Source organism: Streptomyces sp. NPDC028331 (assembly GCF_055565775.1).
The window spans coordinates 190,320-206,559 of record NZ_JBVHTR010000009.1 but is presented as its reverse complement, the minus strand read 5'-3'; the positions used below and the strand labels follow the sequence as shown (position 1 = coordinate 206,559).

The following is a 16,240-nucleotide window of genomic DNA, read 5'->3' as shown; positions in this document are numbered from 1 at the left end:
AGTGCCCGTTCGGCGGCCGCTCGATCTAGGGTTCTGGCATGGCACGACCACGGCGCATCGTCCTTGTCCGGCACGGCGAGTCGGTGGGGAACGCCGATGACTCCGTGTACGAGCGCGAGCCCGACCACGCACTGCCGCTCACCGACAGGGGATGGCAGCAGGCGGAGGAGACGGGCAAGCGGCTGCGGGAGCTCTTCGGCAGGGAACGCGTCAGCGTCTACGTCTCCCCCTACCGCCGCACCCACGAGACGCTCCGCGCCTTCCACCTAGACCCCGACCTCGTCCGGGTGCGCGAGGAGCCCCGGCTGCGCGAGCAGGACTGGGGGAACTGGCAGGACCGCGACGACGTGCGGTTGCAGAAGGCGTACCGGGACGCCTACGGGCACTTCTTCTACCGCTTCGCCCAGGGCGAGTCCGGGGCCGACGTGTACGACAGGGTCGGTGGCTTCCTGGAGAGCCTGTTCCGCAGCTTCGAGGAGCCCGACCATCCGCCGAACGTGCTCCTGGTGACCCACGGGCTCGCGATGCGGCTGTTCTGTATGCGCTGGTTCCACTGGACGGTCGCGGAATTCGAGTCGCTGTCCAACCCCGGGAACGGCGAGACGCGCATGCTCGTGCTGCAGGAGAACGGCAAGTACAAGCTGGACCGGCCCTTCGACCGCTGGCGCGACCCGGATCCGTACTGGGTGACCGGTTAGAGTGGCAGGGCGATGACCTCTGACTTCTCTCCGCTCGGGCGCCTGGAACGCGCCCTCGCCGGCCTGCGCGGTCTCGCGGTGGGGGACGCGCTGGGCTCGCAGTTCTTCGTTCCTGCGAACTATCCGCTCCTCCAGCGCCGCGAGCTGCCGCCGGGCACCTGGCAGTGGACGGACGACACGGAGATGTCCTGTTCCGTCGTGTCCGTGCTGGCCACGCACCAGCGCATCGACCAGGACGAGCTGGCCCGCTCCTTCGCCGAGCGCCACGACTTCGACCGCGGCTACGGGCCGGCTGTGGGCCGCCTGCTGAGGCAGGTCCGGGAGGGCGGCGACTGGCGGGAGCTGGCCGCGGCGCTGTTCAACGGGCAGGGCTCATGGGGCAACGGCGCGGCGATGCGGATCGCGCCGCTCGGTGCCTGGTACGCCGACGACCCCGAGCAGGCGACCCACCAGGCTGAGATCTCCGCGTACACGACGCACCAGCACCGCGAGGCCGTGGTCGGTGCCATGGCCGTGGCCGCGGCGGCCGCCCTCGCCGCCGATCCGGCGGGGCCGCCGAGCGCGGAGGCCCTGCTCGACGGGGTGATCGCGCTGGTACCGAGGAGCGCCGTGGCGGCGGGGCTGCGGCGGGCCCGGGACATGCTGGACTACGGCGACGCGACGACGGTGGCGGCCGTGCTCGGGTGCGGGCGGCGTACGACGGCGCACGACACGGTGCCGTTCGCGCTGTGGTCGGCCGCGCGCGCCCTCGGCGACTACGAGGAGGCGTTCTGGACCACCGCCCAGGTGGGGGGCGACATGGACACGACGTGCGCGATCGTCGGCGGAGTGGTGGCCTCCGGGAAGGCGGGGGCCCCTCCGAGGGAGTGGCTGGAGCGCACGGAGCGGCTGCCGGAGTGGGCACCGTCGCTTTCCTAGGCGGGCGGGGCCGGTGAGCGGAGCGTGCCGGCTGCGCCGCGGACAGCCGGGTCGGCTCGGGCGTGGCCGCTCGGGTCGTCTTCCCTCGCGGAGCGGATGGAGCGGCTGCGCAGTGGGCCGTCGCCCTCGTAAGGGCCGGGCCCGGTGAGCCGGAGGCCAGGGGTCGGGGCCTGACGAGTGCGCCTTTGACAGGCGGGCCGATTCCTCTGCCCTGGCCCCCGGGCTGCTCAGGCCGTCCGCCCTTGTCCTCCGGTTCCGGAGCGGGGGCAAGGGCGGACGGGGCATCTCAGCCTGCGGCGGGGCCCGCCGCGCCGGCCAGGGCGTCCAGGTCGCTCTTCCGCACCCGGATGACCACCGCGGCCGTGACCAGAGCCAGTACCGCCATCGCGGCAGCCGGCACGAACGCCGTCGCTATGCCGTGGGCGAGCACCTCGTTCCCCCACGGAGCCGGCAGCTGATGTGTCTTCGCGAACTGGGCCTTCTGCTCCGCCGTGCCGTTCGTCAGGAACTTCGGCAGCTGCTTCCCCGCCTCGTCCCTGCTGGCCGTCCCGAACACCGTGGTCAGGATCGACAGGCCGAGCGAACCGCCCACCTGCTGCGTGGCGTTGAGCAGACCCGAGGCCGCCCCCGCCTCGTGCTGGGCGACACCCGACACCGCCGTGAGCGTCAGCGTCACGAAGTTCAGGCCCATGCCGAAGCCGAAGACCAGCATCGGACCGAGCACACCGCCCGCGTACGAGCTGTCCGGCTTGATGAACGCCTGCCAGCCCAGCCCGATCGTCACCAGCGTCGCGCCCACCACCATGAACGGCTTGGGGCCGAGCACCGGCAGGAACCGCTGTGAGAGGCCCGCGCCGATCACGATCGCCACCGTCACCGGAAGGAAGGCCACCCCCGCCGAGATCGGCGAGTACCCCAGCACGTTCTGCACGAAGAGCACGATGTAGAAGAACATGCCGAACATCGCCGCGGCCAGGCTGAGCATGATCACGTAGGTGCCCGAGCGGTTCCGGTCGGCGAACATCCGCAGTGGTGTGATCGGCTCCCTGGCCCGCCTCTCGATGAAGGCGAACGCCAGCAGCAGCACCACGGCTGCCCCGAAGGACCCGATCGTGAGGCCGTCCCGCCAACCGTCCTCCGCCGCGCGGATGAAGCCGTACACCAGCGACGCCATGCCCGCCGTCGACGTGAGCGCGCCCGCGATGTCGAACCGGCCCGGATGGCGTTCGGACTCGTTGATGTACATGGGGGTGAGGACGGCGATCAGCACGCCGATGGGCACGTTGACGAAGAGGACCCAGCGCCAGTCGAGCCACTCCGTGAGCATGCCGCCGGCCAGCAGACCGATCGCGCCGCCACCGGCCGAGACGGCGGCGAAGACGGCGAACGCCCGGTTGCGCTCAGGGCCTTCGGCGAACGTCGTGGTGATCAGAGCCAGCGAGGTGGGCGACGCGATCGCGCCACCCACGCCCTGCAGGGCGCGTGCGGCCAGCAACTGCCAGGGTTCCTGGGCGAGTCCGCCGAGCAGCGAGGCGAAGGTGAACAGCAGGATGCCCGTCATGAACACCCGGCGCCGGCCGAGGATGTCGCCGGCCCGTCCGCCCAGAAGCAGCAGGCCACCGAAGGTGAGCGTGTAGGCGCTGACCACCCATGTGAGGTCGGTCGTGCTGAAGTCGAGCGCGTCTTGAATGTGCGGGAGGGCGATGTTCACAATCGTCGCGTCGAGTACCACCATGAGTTGGCAGGCCGCGATGACGGTGAGCGCGATGCCGGGACGCCCCTCCCGGCGGGCGGCTTTCGGCTTCTGTTCCTCGATCAATGGAGAGGTTGTCACGATGGGTCCCCCACAAGTGCGTTAGTGAACGGCTGCGTTCACTTTTCTTGCCACACGGTAGTGAGTCCCCGTCAGTGAACGCAAGCGTTCACTGAGTTCGTTGCCGTGCGGCATCGCCGCACTGTCCGCCCTATCCTCGGAATCCCCGCTTCCGCCGCTCAACGGAGAAACACACATGGGTACTTCGTCCTGGACGGCCGCCTCTGCCCGGCCGGCCTCCCTCCGTCGGCGTGGTGCCGTGCTCGAACGCGCGATCCTCGACGCCGCGCTCGAACAGCTCAGCACGGTCGGCTGGAAGGGCCTCACGATGGAGGGCGTCGCCTCCGGCGCCCAGACCGGCAAGGCCGCGGTCTACCGCCGCTGGTCGTCCAAGGAGGACCTGGTCGCGGACGCGCTCCAGGCCGGACTGCCGCGTTTCGAGGAGGCCCCCGACCTCGGAAGCGTGCGGGAGGAGCTGCTGGCCCTGTGCCGGCAGGCGCGCGACGCCATGTACTCGCGCCCCGGATTCGCCCTCCGCTCGGTCATTCACGAATGCGACACGGCGGAGGTGGAGCGCTTCCAGGGGGTGATCTACGGGGGTGTCATCGAGCCGACCATCGGGCTGCTGCGCCAGGTCGTCACCCGTGGAATCGAGCGAGGAGAGGTGCGGCCCGACGCGGTGAACGGATACGTCTTCGACGCCATTCCGGCGATGATGATGTATCGCTCAAAGATTTGCGCATGCGAATGGAATGACCAGGAAATCGAGGAGATGATCGACCAGTTGATGGTTCCGCTGCTGCGGCCGGCGGGGGGCTGATCCCGGCCCCGGGCAGCCGCGCCGGCCTGACTGCGGCGCCACAGTCGCCGGGCTGCCGCACGGCCGTCGGTGCGTGTGCCGTCGCCCGGGGAAACCGGGGTGTCGCACGGGGATCCCGGCGGCGTACGCTAAGGGCGCCATGCCGTACGAACCCCCTACTCACACCGTCGAGCGCTCCCTCCGCGCAACGACCGGAGCGAAGATCATCGCCGGTGTCGACGAGGTGGGGCGCGGCGCGTGGGCCGGTCCCGTCACCGTCTGCGCGGCGGTCACGGGTCTGCGCCGACCGCCCGAGGGCCTCACCGACTCGAAGCTGCTGACCGTCAAGCGACGCACCGAACTCGCCGAGCTGTTGCGGAAGTGGGTCACGGCCTACGCCCTCGGTCACGCCTCCCCGGAGGAGATCGACGATCTCGGGATGACGGCCGCCCTGCGGCTCGCGGCGGTCCGCGCCCTGGAGGCGCTGCCCGTCCGCCCCGACGCGGTGATCCTCGACGGGAAGTACGACTACCTCGGCGCGCCCTGGAAGGTCCGTACGGTGATCAAGGGCGACCGGTCGTGCGTGGCGGTCGCGGCGGCCTCGGTGATCGCCAAGGTCCACCGGGACAAAATGATGGCCGAACTGGGTATCGACCATGCAGACTTCGGTTTTGCGGCCAACGCCGGTTATCCGTCGCCGGTGCACAAGGCCGCACTGGAGGTGCGGGGCCCCACCCCGTACCACCGCTTGTCGTGGGCGTATCTTGATGCGCTGCCCCAGTGGCGGCACCTCAAGAAGGTCCGCAGTTGGGCGGACGGAAGCGTTCCGGAAATCGAGGGCCAGCTCGGCTTCGACTTCTGACCGGTTCCGGTCGTACTGACGTGCCACCCGCCGATGCCGGTCGCTTCGGCGTTTGATAAAAATCAGCTCATGCCTCTCATTCCCGAGGAGCCTCAGATTCACGAGAGTGCCCAGGGTCCCCGCGCCACGCCGGCCGGCGGCCGCACCGCGCCGACCCCCCGTCCTGTACCGGGCCCCCGCCCCGCGGCCCCTGCCCGTCCCGGCCGTCCGGGGCCCGTCCGGCCGGTGCCGGCCCAGCGCACCCCGCGCGAGCCAGCCAAGCCCGGACCGTCCGCTCCTGCCTCCGCTCCGCAGATCCAGCTCATCCCGGCCTCGGCCGAGGGTGCGCTGGATGCCGCCGAGGAAGCTGTCGACCTGCTGCTGGAGTCCGGTCGCGCCCCCGGCGACGTGCTGGTGATCACCACCGGCGAGCCGCACCCGTGGGCCGCGCACGAACTGTCCTTCGGCGAGGCCGCGTACTGGGCGCAGCACGACGCCGGTGACGACGTCTTCTACGCCGACGCCTCGGTGGCGTCCCGTGCCGCCGCCCGGCCGGTGGTCGTGGTCGCCGTCAACGGCGGCACCGACGCCACTGTCGGCGCCGCGCTTCCGCTGGCGCTCAGCCGGGCCGGTGCCCTGCTGATCGTCTGCGGCGACCCGAAGCAGATCAACTCGGTGCTCGGCGCGGGCGTCTGAGCGGCCCGGCCCCGGCCAGGTCTGCTCGCGTTCCGTCCTTGGGCTCCGAAGTCCGGAGCCGGGTGCCGGTTCGGTTTTCGGCTCGGCGGCCGGTTTCGGGCTTCGGCTCGGCGGTCGGGGGTGCCGCGTCGACGGCACCAGTACGGCGGTCTCTTCGTCGTGCCTGCTGCCGTTGTGTCCCCGCCGTGTCGGTCGGCACGGCCGCGTATCGGCCGTCGGCGGCGCGGTATCGGCTGACGGTCTCCTCGGACGGCTATCGTGGGCGACGTCCGTGCTTCTTCGGCGTACGGCCCCGCTTCTTCGGCGTGCGGCCCCTTCCCGGACGGCGGCTCAGCGATCGGCTGCCGCCTGCCGAGGGTTCACGGACTGGTTCGAGGGCCTTGCGCCGTCGTGGGGAGCCGGCTCCCGGAGGCGTTTCCGACGGCCGTGTCCCTCAGCGGGCGGCGGCCCGACGCAGCAGGTCCGAGGAAACGCCCCCGGTGCGAGGCTGCTGCAGCGGTATGCCCGCCGGATCGAACTCCTCGGGCGCCGACTCGGCGTTGGGACGGCGGCCGCCGCGGTCCTCGCCGAGAACCTGCCAGCCACTGCGCGTCAGCGTGATGTACGCACCACAGCGCAGCCCGTGCAATGTGCACGCGTCGCGCAGGCCCCACATCCACGCGCCGTCCTCCTCCGTCCACCGCGTGTCGCCCTCCCGGCAGTAGAGCAGCACCGCCGTCCGCACCGGCGTCCGGCGCCTCAGGTCGTGCGGGATGACCCGGCGCAACTGGGCGAGCAGCGCGTTGCGGAACACCCACCCGTCCGCCGGGGCGGGACGCCGGGTGAACGAGGCGCTCGCGCACAGCCGTTCGTCCGGGTCCAGGACGGCCACCACGGCGGTGGAGGGCCGTGGCCGGTGCCGGGCGTGCAGTCCGCTGACGACTTCGCGGGGGTTGCGCAGCAGGGGAATCCCGGCGGCTGCCCACTCCGCGGGCTCGAGCAACCGGGCCACGGGATGGGCGGAAGCGGCGGACGGGTCGGCGGAATCTGCCAGGGATGCCGCCGAGGACGAAGCGAATCCGAAGGTCACGATCCTCCCTTCGGCTGACGCGCCCACACTGCGGGCGGGCTGGGACGGGGGGCGCACACCGCAGCAGAGCCCTGCCGGATCACGGACGAGCCGTGCGGGGAGCGGACCTCAATTCTTCCCGTCGAACTGGGTTGCGGCAACGAGCAATTGAGGCCGCTGACCGGTTCGTCGTGATGTGTCGCCGATATCCCCTCTACTTGTCTGCCCTGTGTGTTCCCAGCGAAGGGGCGGGTCACGCCTGCACGGCGAGGACCAGCGGCAACACCCCCTCCGCCCCGGCGCGGCGCAGCATGCGCGCCGCCACCGCCAAGGTCCAGCCCGTGTCCGTCATGTCGTCGACGAGCAGGACGGGACCGCCGGCCTCCTTCAGGGCCGCGGCCAGCGCGGGAGGCACGGTCAGCGTTCCGGCGAGCGCCTTCAGCCGCTGCGCGCTGTTGCTCCGGGCGACCCGCGGGGCGTCGCCTGTGTACTCCACCGAACCCAGCAGCGGCAGTCGCCCGACCTCCGCGACACGCGCCGCGAGCGTGTGGATCAGCCGTGGACGCGTACGGGAGGCGATGGCGACCACGCCGACCGGACGCGGCGGTGCGTCGGGTCGTCCCGAGGCCCAGCCGCCAGGGCCCTTCGCCCAGTCGGCCAGCACGCCGATCACCGCCTGGGCGACATCCTCCGGGACGGGGCCGTCCGGGGTCTGGGGTGCGAGTACGGGACGCAGCCGATTGCCCCAGCCGATGTCCGAGAGCCGCCCGAGTGCCCGGCCCGGTGCCGCCTGCTCCCCGGCCGGTATGCGTCCCTTCAGATCCACGCCGACCGCCGGCAGGCCCGTCGGCCACATCTTCCGCGGTTCCACCTCGACGCCGGCGCGGCCCAGTTCACCGCGCGCCGCCTCCAGCGCGGCCGGGGAGACGGCGTCCGTGAACCACGGTCCGGCGCAGGTGTCGCAGCGCCCGCAGGGCGCGGCCGTCTCGTCGTCCAGCTGCCGTCGCAGGAACTCCATCCGGCAGACCGCCGTCGTCACGTACTCCCGCATCGCCTGCTGCTCGGCCTCGCGCTGCTTGGCCACCCAGGCATAGCGCTCGGTGTCGTAGGTCCACGGGACGCCCGTCGCGATCCAGCCGCCCTGCACACGGCGCACCGCACCGTCCACGTCGAGCACCTTCAGCATCGTCTCCAGCCGCGACCGGCGCAGTTCCACCAGCGGCTCGAGAGCGGGCAGGGACAGGGGGCGCGCCGCCCCTGCCAGGACGTCCAGCGTGCGCCGCACCTGCTCTTCGGGCGGGAACGCGATGGAGGCGAAGTACTTCCAGATCGCCTGGTCCTCGCTGCCCGGCAGCAACAGCACCTCGGCGTGCTCCACCCCGCGGCCGGCACGTCCCACCTGCTGGTAGTACGCGATCGGGGACGAGGGCGAGCCCAGGTGCACCACGAAGCCGAGGTCCGGCTTGTCGAAGCCCATGCCGAGGGCGGAGGTGGCGACCAGAGCCTTGACCCGGTTGGCGAGCAGGTCCTCCTCGGCCTGCTGCCGTTCGGCGTTCTCCGTCTTCCCGGTGTAGGAGGCCACGGTGTGCCCGCACTGCCGCAGAAACGCCGTGACCTCCTCGGCCGCCGCCACCGTGAGGGTGTAGACGATCCCGGACCCGGGCAGCTCCCCGAGGTGGTCCGCGAGCCAGGCCATCCGGTGCGCGGAGTCCGGGAGACGCAGCACGCCCAGGCGCAGGCTCTCCCGGTCCAGCGGCCCGCGCAGCACCAGCGCGTCCGTGCCGGCTCCGGTGCCGAGCTGCTCCGCCACGTCCGCCGTCACCCGGGCGTTGGCCGTGGCCGTCGTCGCCAGCACCGGCACACCGGGCGGGAGGTCCGCGAGCATCGTCCGCAACCGGCGGTAGTCGGGGCGGAAGTCGTGGCCCCAGTCGGAGATGCAGTGCGCCTCGTCCACCACCAGGAGACCGGTCGCGGCCGCCAGCTCGGGGAGCACCCGGTCGCGGAAGTCGGGGTTGTTGAGCCGCTCCGGACTCACCAGCAGCACGTCCACCTCGCCGGCGGTCACCTCCGCCTGGATGGAGTCCCACTCCTCCGGGTTGGAGGAGTTGATGGTCCGCGCGTGGATGCCCGCGCGCCCGGCGGCGTCGACCTGGTTGCGCATGAGGGCGAGCAGTGGCGAGACGATGACCGTGGGACCCGCACCGCGCTCGCGCAGCAACGCGGTCGCGACGAAGTACACCGCGGACTTGCCCCAGCCGGTGCGCTGCACGACCAGGGCTCTGCGCCGGTCGGCCACCAGGGCCTCCACGGCACGCCACTGGTCCTCGCGCAGCCGGGCCTCACCGGCCGGCGCGCCGACGAGCCGGGCGAGCACGGCGTCGGCAGCGGCGCGCAGGCCGTCCTCGCCCGTGGCCGGGGCGCTCGGGCCCTCGGGCGCGGTCCCCGGGGGTGCCGCGAAGGGGGGTGCTTCGTCCGTCGTCGGTCGCAGGTGTTCGTCGGTCATGGCGTCCATGCAACCCGATCGGTCGGACATCGTGCGAGCGAGCACCACCGCCTGTGGACAATCCATGACGTGCACATGGTCGTGGTTGTCCACAGGCCAAGCGGAATCTGAAGATCCGCGGGATGGTCGCCGCATGACGAACCACGACGAAGCGGCCGGCCCGTCCGGCATCGGAGACATGCACGGATCCGCACATCACGGCGGCGAGCCCGCCCCGTACGAGGGGCACAGCGGCTCGGCAGGAGGCCCCGGCGAGACCCAGGTCACGCTGCGCACCCCGGCCGAGCTGGCCGACGCCCTGCCATACCTGCTCGGGTACCGCCCCGAGGACAGCATCGTGCTGGTGGCACTGCACGATCGGGACGGGCGGGGAAGGTTCGGCGGGCGCGCACGGCTCGGCATCCCCGCCCAGCCCGGCGACTGGGCGTCCGCGGCGCAGCAGCTGGCGCACGGCCTGGTGGCCGGAAGCGAGCGCAGAGGTGCCCGGCCGGAGAGCATGGTCGCCTACCTGGTCCAGGAACCCTCGAGCGGTGAGACGGGACGCGATGTGATGGAGCGCCTCCGTCCGCTGGCCCAGTCGCTGCGCACGGCCTGCGGCAGCCTCGATGCGCCCGTGGTGGAGGCCCTGTGCCTCTCCGACGGCCGCTTCTGGTCGTACGTGTGCCCAAGCCCCGACTGCTGTCCCTCCGAGGGACGGCCGATGGGCCTGCCCGGTACCTCCGTCCTGGCGGCCGCCGCGACCTACGCGGGTCTTCAGGTGCGCGGCACGCTGAAGGAGTTCCGGGCGAGGCTCAGCCCCTGGGAGACGGCGGCCGCGCTCGATCAGGAAGTGGCGCTGGACGCCGCCAGCATGGCGCTCGTGCGGAGAATCCTCGACGACGGCACCCGCGACGAGGTCACCGCGGAGACACTCGCCCTCGCCGAGCGGGTGATGGCCCGGCTTGCCGAGACCCCACCGGTGTCCGGGGCCAGGGCGGCGGACCTGCGCGACGACGAATTGCTCGGGCACGACGAGGCCGCCGCCCTGATCGTCGGCCTCCAGGACCGCACGACCCGCGACCGCGCGGCGGAATGGATGGAGGGCGCGGAGGCCGCTGTGGCGCTGCGGCTGTGGCGTGCCCTGGCCCGCCGCTGCGTCGGCTCGTACGGCGAGCACGCGGCGGCGCCGCTGACGCTCGCCGGGTGGGTCGCCTGGTCGACCGGCGACGAAGTGGAGGCACGCGAAGCCCTCGCCATGGCCCTGGGCGCGGACCCGGACTACCTCTTCGCCCGCCTCCTGCACCAGGCATGCAACGAGGGCCTCAGCCCGGAGACCGTCCGCCGCTGCCTGCGCGCGGAACGGGCGGGCCGCGAAGCGAACCAGGGAACGAACACGACGACGCCGGATGACACCGCCGAGCCCCCGAGCGGTGCCGCGCCGCCCACCGCGGCCGAGGCACCCGCCCCGCAGCAGCCCGCCGACGCTCCTGCCGCTCGCCGCCGGAGGCGCACGGTCCGGTCGGCCGGCTCCGCAGGCCGGCCGACCCGTGGTCCTGACACGGCGGCCGAGGCCCGGCACCGGCGCCGCGCCGACACCCCGCCCGGCGGCGAAGGGCAGCGGCGGGCGACGGAGGGGGCGACCGGCCGGTCCGGGCCCCGACGCCGTCCCGGCCGGTGTACGGAGGGCGGTGCATGAGTACGTCGAGCTGCGCGGCGTACCGCCGTTCGGTCGGCTTCCCGTCTCACAGGCGTGACCCGGGACAGCCGCGATCCGTTCACCTGAGTGGCGGAACCCGTGCTCGGGTCGCGCCGCCGCATCGCTCACGACCCTCTCCGGAGCCGCTCACCCGGCTCCGGGCGCACCCCAGGCGTACCGAGCGCAGAGAAAGCCGCCCCATGCCCCTGCCCCCACCGTTCTCCGCCCCCGACGGCACCCGGCGTCCACGCCACGGCCTCTCGGCGCCCCAGCCTCCCAAGGGCGCCCCACCGGCCCTGCCGAGGCCGCCGGGTGGCACACCGGCTTCTGCCGCGCAGGCCGACCGGCTCCAGGTCTGCCCACCGCCGCCTCCACCGCGCCGTGTCGCCGATCTGCCGCCCGCCCACACCGCGCTGATCTGCGTCGCCCTGCCCGGCCTCGTGATCTCCACGGACCAGGGCCAGCTGACGGGCCAGGGCCTGGAGGGGTTCTTCCGCGCGGGCCGGCGTGTGCTGTCCCGCTGTCAGGTGCGGGTGTCCGGGCGGGAGCCGCTCCCCGTGCAGGCCCGCATGGTCGCGGCGGACCGTGCCCGCTTCGTGGGGACGGTGCACGCGTCACCCGACGCCGGACCGGATCCGGACGTCGTCGTGGAACGGATCCGGTCCGCGGACGGCACGGAGCGGATCACCCTGCACAGCGCTGCCCCCCGCCCGCTGCGGCTGCCGATGGAGGTGGCCCTCGGCACGGACCTCGCGGAACTGGGAGAGATCGCCTCGGGCAACACCGGCCCGGAACTCCCCGCCACGGTGCACGACGCCGGGCTGCGCTGGTCCTCTCAGAAGGGCGACTGCGCGGTCACGGCCGCACCGCCTCCCACGGACGCCCTGGCCTCAGCGGGCCTCCTGCGCTGGGAGCTGGAACTGCCCCCGGGCGGGACGCGGAGCGTGGAACTGCGACTGCGACAGGACGGTGCGGGCCCGGTCAGAGCGGTGGGACACGGCGCGACGAGCCCACTCGCCCAGGCCCGGGCCACCGGGGACGACCCCCGTGTCCAGTCGCTGTTCCGCACCAGCGTCGAGGACCTCCGGGCCCTGCTGCTGCGGGACCCCGCGCACCCCACCGACACACAGCTGGCGGCCGGAGCGCCGTGGCGCTGCGGCCCGGCGCCCGCAGAGTCCCTGGCGGCGGCCCGGATGGCGCTGCCGCTCGGCACCCGGCTGGCCGCGGGCACGCTGCGGATCCTCGCCCGCACCCAACTCGGCGGCCCGGGCCTCCGCTCGGGAATGATCCCGGGGCCTCGCCGGGACGCGGGCGCACATCTGCCACCGAGCTGCACAGGCACCGAGGCCACCCTGCTGTTCCCGGTGCTCCTCGCGGAAGCCTGGCGCTGGGGGCTTCCCGAGCGGGAGGCGGAGGAGCTGTTGCCGGCGGCCGAGCACTGTCTGCGGTGGCTGCGCACCACCGTCGGCGACGGCGTCTACCTCCCCGACCCGCAGCCGGGCGGGCCGCTGCGCTGCAAGACCCAGGCGTACGCCCACCGTGCCGCGATGGTGGGCGCCGGTCTGCTCGACGCATGCGGCCGACCGGGCGGGGCGGAGCTGCGCGAATGGGCCGAGGAACTGCGCGACGCGTTCTGTGAGGACTTCTGGATCGAGGACCGGTCGGGTGGTAGACCGGCGGCCGCCCGTACCCGTGACGGACGCCTCGTACCGCACCTCGGCGCGGACGTCGCCCACCTCCTCGACACCGGGCTGCTCGGCTGCGGCACCCTGGCGCCCGGTCTGCTGGACAAGGTGCGCACCGAGCAGCTCGCGCGGTTGCTCGGTGGCCCCGCCATGGACTCGGGCTGGGGACTGCGCGGCCTGGCGGCCAAGGAGGCGGCGTACAACCCGTTCGGACACCGTGGGGGAGCGGTTCAGGTCCAGGAGACGGCGATCGCCGTCGCCGGACTGGCCGCCGCCGGGTACGAGAAGGAGGCGGGCGGCCTGCTCGGCGGGATGCTGGCGGCGGCGGAGGCGTTCGGGTACCGGCTGCCCGAGATGTTCGCCGGCGAGCCGCGGACGGAGGGGAGCGCGCCGCTGCCGCACCCGGCAGCCTGCCGTCCAGCCGCCACGGCGGCCGCCTCCGGGGTACTGCTGCTCACCGCGCTCGTCGGAATCCGTCCCGACGCGCCCGCAGGGACGGTGACTCTGTGTCCGGTCCGCAGCGCCCCGCTCGGCGAGATCGTCCTGACCGGACTGAGACTCGCCGGCGCCCCCTTCTCCGTGCGCGTGGGCCGGCTCGGCCTCGCCATGGTGGAGGAGGCGGCCGACGGGCTGCAGCTGGGGGTGTGACCTCGGATGACGAGGCGTGGCGGTGCGGGCGGCGACCCTCGATGAGACCCGTATCGGACAGAAGTGGATCAGCCGCGGAAGCGGTCACGGAAGGGAGTGTTTATCGTCAGGCAGACGACTATGATCGCGACATGCCCTACGACCCGTCAGCCTTTCCGCCCTTCGCCGTCACCGTGGACCTGGTCGTGCTGACCGTGCGCCGCCACGCGCTGTGCGCGCTGGCGGTGCGCAGGGGTGAGCCGCCCTTCCAGGGCCGGTGGGCGCTGCCGGGAGGTTTCGTACGGGCGGACGAGGACCTGGCGCAGGCCGCCGCACGCGAGCTGGCGGAGGAGACGGGGCTGCGGGCCCACGATCCGTCCGCACCGGCCCAGGACAACGGCGCCCATCTGGAGCAGCTGGCCACATACGGCGACCCGAAGCGTGACCCGCGGATGAGGGTGGTCAGCGTCGCCCATCTCGCGCTCGCCCCTGACCTGCCCGCACCCCGGGCCGGCGGTGATGCCGGCAACGTGCGCTGGGCGCCTGTCGAGGAGCTCCTGCAGCAGGGCGGGTACGGCCGCGCCGGCGAAGCGGTGGCTCCGCTCGCCTTCGACCATGCTCAGATCCTGGCGGACGGTGTCGAGCGTGCCCGGTCCAAGATCGAGTACTCGTCGCTGGCCACCGCGTTCTGCCCGCCCGAGTTCACCGTCGGCGAGCTGCGCAGGGTCTACGAGGCCGTATGGGGCGTGGCGCTCGACCCGCGCAACTTCCACCGCAAGGTGACCGGCACGCCCGGCTTCCTCGTCCCCACGGGCGGTACGACGACCCGGCAGGGCGGCCGCCCCGCACAGCTGTTCCGCGCGGGCGGCGCCACGTTGCTCAACCCGCCGATGCTGCGTCCCGAGGTCTGATCGCCTGCGTCACGGAAGCAGGGGGCGCACGGCCGGGAGGCGGCCGCCGCCGGCGGGTTCTTCGGCGCCGTCGACGCCGTCACCAGCGGTCGGCCTGCAGTCGCGGGAATCCACTCCGGACGTATGTCCGATCAAGGCGCACGTCAATCAAGGCGCACGTCCGATCAAGGCGCACGTCCGATCACGGCGCATGTTTCGATCAAGGTCGGAGCCAGTCCGCGCAAGGTTCCCGACAAAACGGACTTATCGCGCTATCTTGCTTCGAGTGATCCAGGCGATCGGATTGACCGGCAACCCCCGCAGGGACCTTCCGCCCGCCGTCGACGACGTGTCCTTCGAGGCGCACGCCGGCCACGTCACCGCGCTTCTGGGAGCCTCCGGTGCGGGCAAGACGACGGCGCTCAGGCTCATGCTCGAGCTTCAGTCGGGCCGCGGCATCACCTACTTCCGGGGCCGTCCGCTGCACCGCATCGCCCACCCCGCCCGCGAAGTCGGCGTTCTGCTCGGCGAGGTGCCCGGCCATCCCGCGCGCACGGTCCGGGGACAACTGCGCATGCTGTGCGCTGCCGTGGGTGCGCCGGCCCGTCGCGCCGACGAGGTCCTCGAGGCCCTGGGACTCGCCGGCCTGCGCGACGTGCGCCTGGGCAGCCTCTCGCGCGGCATGGACCGCCGCCTGGGCCTCGCCTGCGCCCTGCTCGGCGACCCCCACACGCTGGTGCTCGACGACCCCGCGGGCGAGCTCTCCGCCCGCGAGGGGCGCTGGCTGCACGGCGTTCTGCGCGCGCACGCCGCCCAGGGCGGCACCGTCCTGTTCACCACGGCCGACCCGAAGGAGGCGGCGCGCACCGCCGACCACGTCGTCACCCTCGACAAGGGCCGGCTCGTCGCCGACCAGCCGGCCGCCGACTTCGCCCGCACCCGGCTGCGGCCCCGCGTGGCCGTTCGCAGCCCGCACGCCGCCCGCCTCGGCGCCCTGCTCGCCAAGGAGGCCAGAAGCGCCCAGCGTTCGGTGGAGATCGTCCAGGAGGACGGCAACCGGCTGTCGGTGTACGGCAGTACGTGTGCCGACGTCGGCGAGTGCGCCTTCCGGCACGGCATCCTCGTTCACCAACTCGCGGACGAGATCGGCGACATGGGTCCGACCGCCGGTGCCGAGTCCGCCGCGTCCACGTCGGCTGAGACGTCGGAACCGGGCGATCTGCGCCCGCTGCCGCCGCCGGTCGGTGTCCGGTCCGCCCCGAGCCCCCTGCGCCCGCTGCGCTACGAACTGCGCCGTGCCGCCGGGATCGGCACCGGTTACGCCACCGCCGCCGTCGTCCTCGTCACCTCCGTGCTCCTGTCCGTACTCCTCGCCCGTGCCGGGCACACTCCGCAGCACCGCCTGCTCGCCGCCTGGCCGCAGCAGCTCCCCCTGCCGCCCGCCGCGCTCGGTGCCGGACTGCTGGGCGCTCTCTCCTTCGGCGATGAGTTCCGCCATCCCGCACTGGCGGCGGCCCGCGGGACCGTCCCCCGGCGCCTGGGGCTGCTCGCCGCCAAACTCCTCGTCGCCGCGGCCGCGGCGCTGGCGCTGGCCGCTCTCAGCGCCGGCTGCGACCTCGTATCGCTCTACCTCCTTTACGGGCGGGAGGTCGCCCGGTTTCCCGACGACTGGCCGCCCCTCGCGGCGAGTTGGTGCGGGCTGGTCGCGGGATGCGCCTGGGCCGGTGTGCTGGCCGCCGGTCTCTTCCGGTCCACGACCGCGGGGCTCGCCGCCGTCCTCGCGGTGCCGGTCCTCGTCGTACCCCTGGTCGAGAAGGCGCTCGCAGGGCCGTCCGTGCGGGCCGCGGCGGGCCTCGCCGAGCGGATGCGCGCTCTGACGCTGCTGCGGTGGCCCTTCGGCGGAGAGCGGTATCTGGCCGTGGCGGCGCACATGATCGCCCAACCCGTGGGCGGAGCACTGACCTTGTCCCTGTCCGCATTGCTGTGCGCGTACCTGATCACAACCCTGCGCAGCAGGGTCCGATGACAACAGTGCGTGTCGATCCGG

General features: G+C 73.1%; 12 protein-coding genes. 9 read left to right on the top strand and 3 right to left on the bottom strand.

The window, feature by feature from the left end; genetic code table 11:
* The first annotated feature begins 38 nt into the window (after positions 1-38).
* Both ACZ4SW_RS16205 and ACZ4SW_RS16200 read left to right on the top strand, forming a co-directional pair.
* Positions 39-698, top strand: a complete 660-nt coding sequence (locus tag ACZ4SW_RS16205; protein ID WP_468243057.1) for a histidine phosphatase family protein — start codon at positions 39-41, stop codon at positions 696-698.
* 12 nt (positions 699-710) lie between these two features.
* On the top strand, positions 711-1,616 hold the full coding sequence (locus ACZ4SW_RS16200) for an ADP-ribosylglycohydrolase family protein (protein ID WP_468243055.1): 906 nt from the start codon (positions 711-713) through the stop codon (positions 1,614-1,616).
* A gap of 286 nt (positions 1,617-1,902) precedes the next feature.
* Here the strand turns inward: ACZ4SW_RS16200 and ACZ4SW_RS16195 are convergent, their stop codons facing one another.
* On the bottom strand, positions 1,903-3,450 hold the full coding sequence (locus tag ACZ4SW_RS16195; RefSeq protein ID WP_468243052.1) for an MFS transporter: 1,548 nt from the start codon (positions 3,448-3,450) through the stop codon (positions 1,903-1,905).
* A gap of 175 nt (positions 3,451-3,625) precedes the next feature.
* On the opposite strand from ACZ4SW_RS16195, the gene ACZ4SW_RS16190 reads away from it, so the two are divergent.
* From ACZ4SW_RS16190 to ACZ4SW_RS16180, 3 genes are all read left to right on the top strand, one after another.
* Positions 3,626-4,249 carry a TetR/AcrR family transcriptional regulator gene (locus tag ACZ4SW_RS16190; RefSeq protein ID WP_468243050.1) on the top strand — a complete coding sequence of 208 codons (624 nt, stop codon included), beginning with the start codon at positions 3,626-3,628 and terminating at the stop codon, positions 4,247-4,249.
* Between the two features lie 139 nt (positions 4,250-4,388).
* Positions 4,389-5,090 carry a ribonuclease HII gene (locus ACZ4SW_RS16185; RefSeq protein ID WP_468243048.1) on the top strand — a complete coding sequence of 234 codons (702 nt, stop codon included), beginning with the start codon at positions 4,389-4,391 and terminating at the stop codon, positions 5,088-5,090.
* A 69-nt stretch (positions 5,091-5,159) separates the two neighbouring features.
* Positions 5,160-5,765, top strand: coding sequence for a hypothetical protein (locus ACZ4SW_RS16180; protein ID WP_468243046.1), 606 nt, complete (start codon positions 5,160-5,162; stop codon positions 5,763-5,765).
* A 433-nt stretch (positions 5,766-6,198) separates the two neighbouring features.
* Here ACZ4SW_RS16180 and ACZ4SW_RS16175 read toward each other — a convergent pair whose 3' ends face one another.
* Together ACZ4SW_RS16175 and ACZ4SW_RS16170 are read right to left on the bottom strand one after the other, a co-directional pair.
* Positions 6,199-6,834: a hypothetical protein gene (locus ACZ4SW_RS16175; RefSeq protein WP_468243044.1), complete on the bottom strand. Its 636-nt coding sequence runs from the start codon at positions 6,832-6,834 to the stop codon at positions 6,199-6,201.
* Between the two features lie 232 nt (positions 6,835-7,066).
* Entirely contained in the window at positions 7,067-9,316 is a 2,250-nt protein-coding gene (locus tag ACZ4SW_RS16170) for a RecQ family ATP-dependent DNA helicase (protein WP_468243042.1), read from the bottom strand.
* Positions 9,317-9,449: 133 nt separating this feature from the next.
* On the opposite strand from ACZ4SW_RS16170, the gene ACZ4SW_RS16165 reads away from it, so the two are divergent.
* The 4 genes from ACZ4SW_RS16165 (at position 9,450) to ACZ4SW_RS16150 (ending at position 16,219) form a co-directional block, all read left to right on the top strand.
* Entirely contained in the window at positions 9,450-10,991 is a 1,542-nt protein-coding gene (locus tag ACZ4SW_RS16165; RefSeq protein ID WP_468243040.1) for a DUF4192 domain-containing protein, read from the top strand.
* A 200-nt stretch (positions 10,992-11,191) separates the two neighbouring features.
* Positions 11,192-13,324 (top strand): glycogen debranching N-terminal domain-containing protein, encoded by a 2,133-nt coding sequence (locus ACZ4SW_RS16160; RefSeq protein ID WP_468243037.1) that lies wholly within the window; start codon positions 11,192-11,194, stop codon positions 13,322-13,324.
* A gap of 131 nt (positions 13,325-13,455) precedes the next feature.
* Complete coding sequence (locus tag ACZ4SW_RS16155; RefSeq protein WP_468243035.1) at positions 13,456-14,214, top strand: NUDIX hydrolase; 759 nt, start codon at positions 13,456-13,458, stop codon at positions 14,212-14,214.
* A 265-nt stretch (positions 14,215-14,479) separates the two neighbouring features.
* On the top strand, positions 14,480-16,219 hold the full coding sequence (locus tag ACZ4SW_RS16150; RefSeq protein WP_468243033.1) for an ABC transporter ATP-binding protein: 1,740 nt from the start codon (positions 14,480-14,482) through the stop codon (positions 16,217-16,219).
* The last annotated feature ends 21 nt before the right edge of the window (positions 16,220-16,240 follow it).

Coding starts and splice junctions, on each gene's coding strand:
- ACZ4SW_RS16180 (WP_468243046.1), top strand. CDS start 5,160: ATGCCTCTCATTCCCGAGGAGCCTCAGATTCACGAGAGTGCCCAGGGT.
- ACZ4SW_RS16190 (WP_468243050.1), top strand. CDS start 3,626: ATGGGTACTTCGTCCTGGACGGCCGCCTCTGCCCGGCCGGCCTCCCTC.
- ACZ4SW_RS16200 (WP_468243055.1), top strand. CDS start 711: ATGACCTCTGACTTCTCTCCGCTCGGGCGCCTGGAACGCGCCCTCGCC.
- ACZ4SW_RS16160 (WP_468243037.1), top strand. CDS start 11,192: ATGCCCCTGCCCCCACCGTTCTCCGCCCCCGACGGCACCCGGCGTCCA.
- ACZ4SW_RS16155 (WP_468243035.1), top strand. CDS start 13,456: ATGCCCTACGACCCGTCAGCCTTTCCGCCCTTCGCCGTCACCGTGGAC.
- ACZ4SW_RS16170 (WP_468243042.1), bottom strand. CDS start 9,316: ATGACCGACGAACACCTGCGACCGACGACGGACGAAGCACCCCCCTTC.
- ACZ4SW_RS16205 (WP_468243057.1), top strand. CDS start 39: ATGGCACGACCACGGCGCATCGTCCTTGTCCGGCACGGCGAGTCGGTG.
- ACZ4SW_RS16185 (WP_468243048.1), top strand. CDS start 4,389: ATGCCGTACGAACCCCCTACTCACACCGTCGAGCGCTCCCTCCGCGCA.
- ACZ4SW_RS16165 (WP_468243040.1), top strand. CDS start 9,450: ATGACGAACCACGACGAAGCGGCCGGCCCGTCCGGCATCGGAGACATG.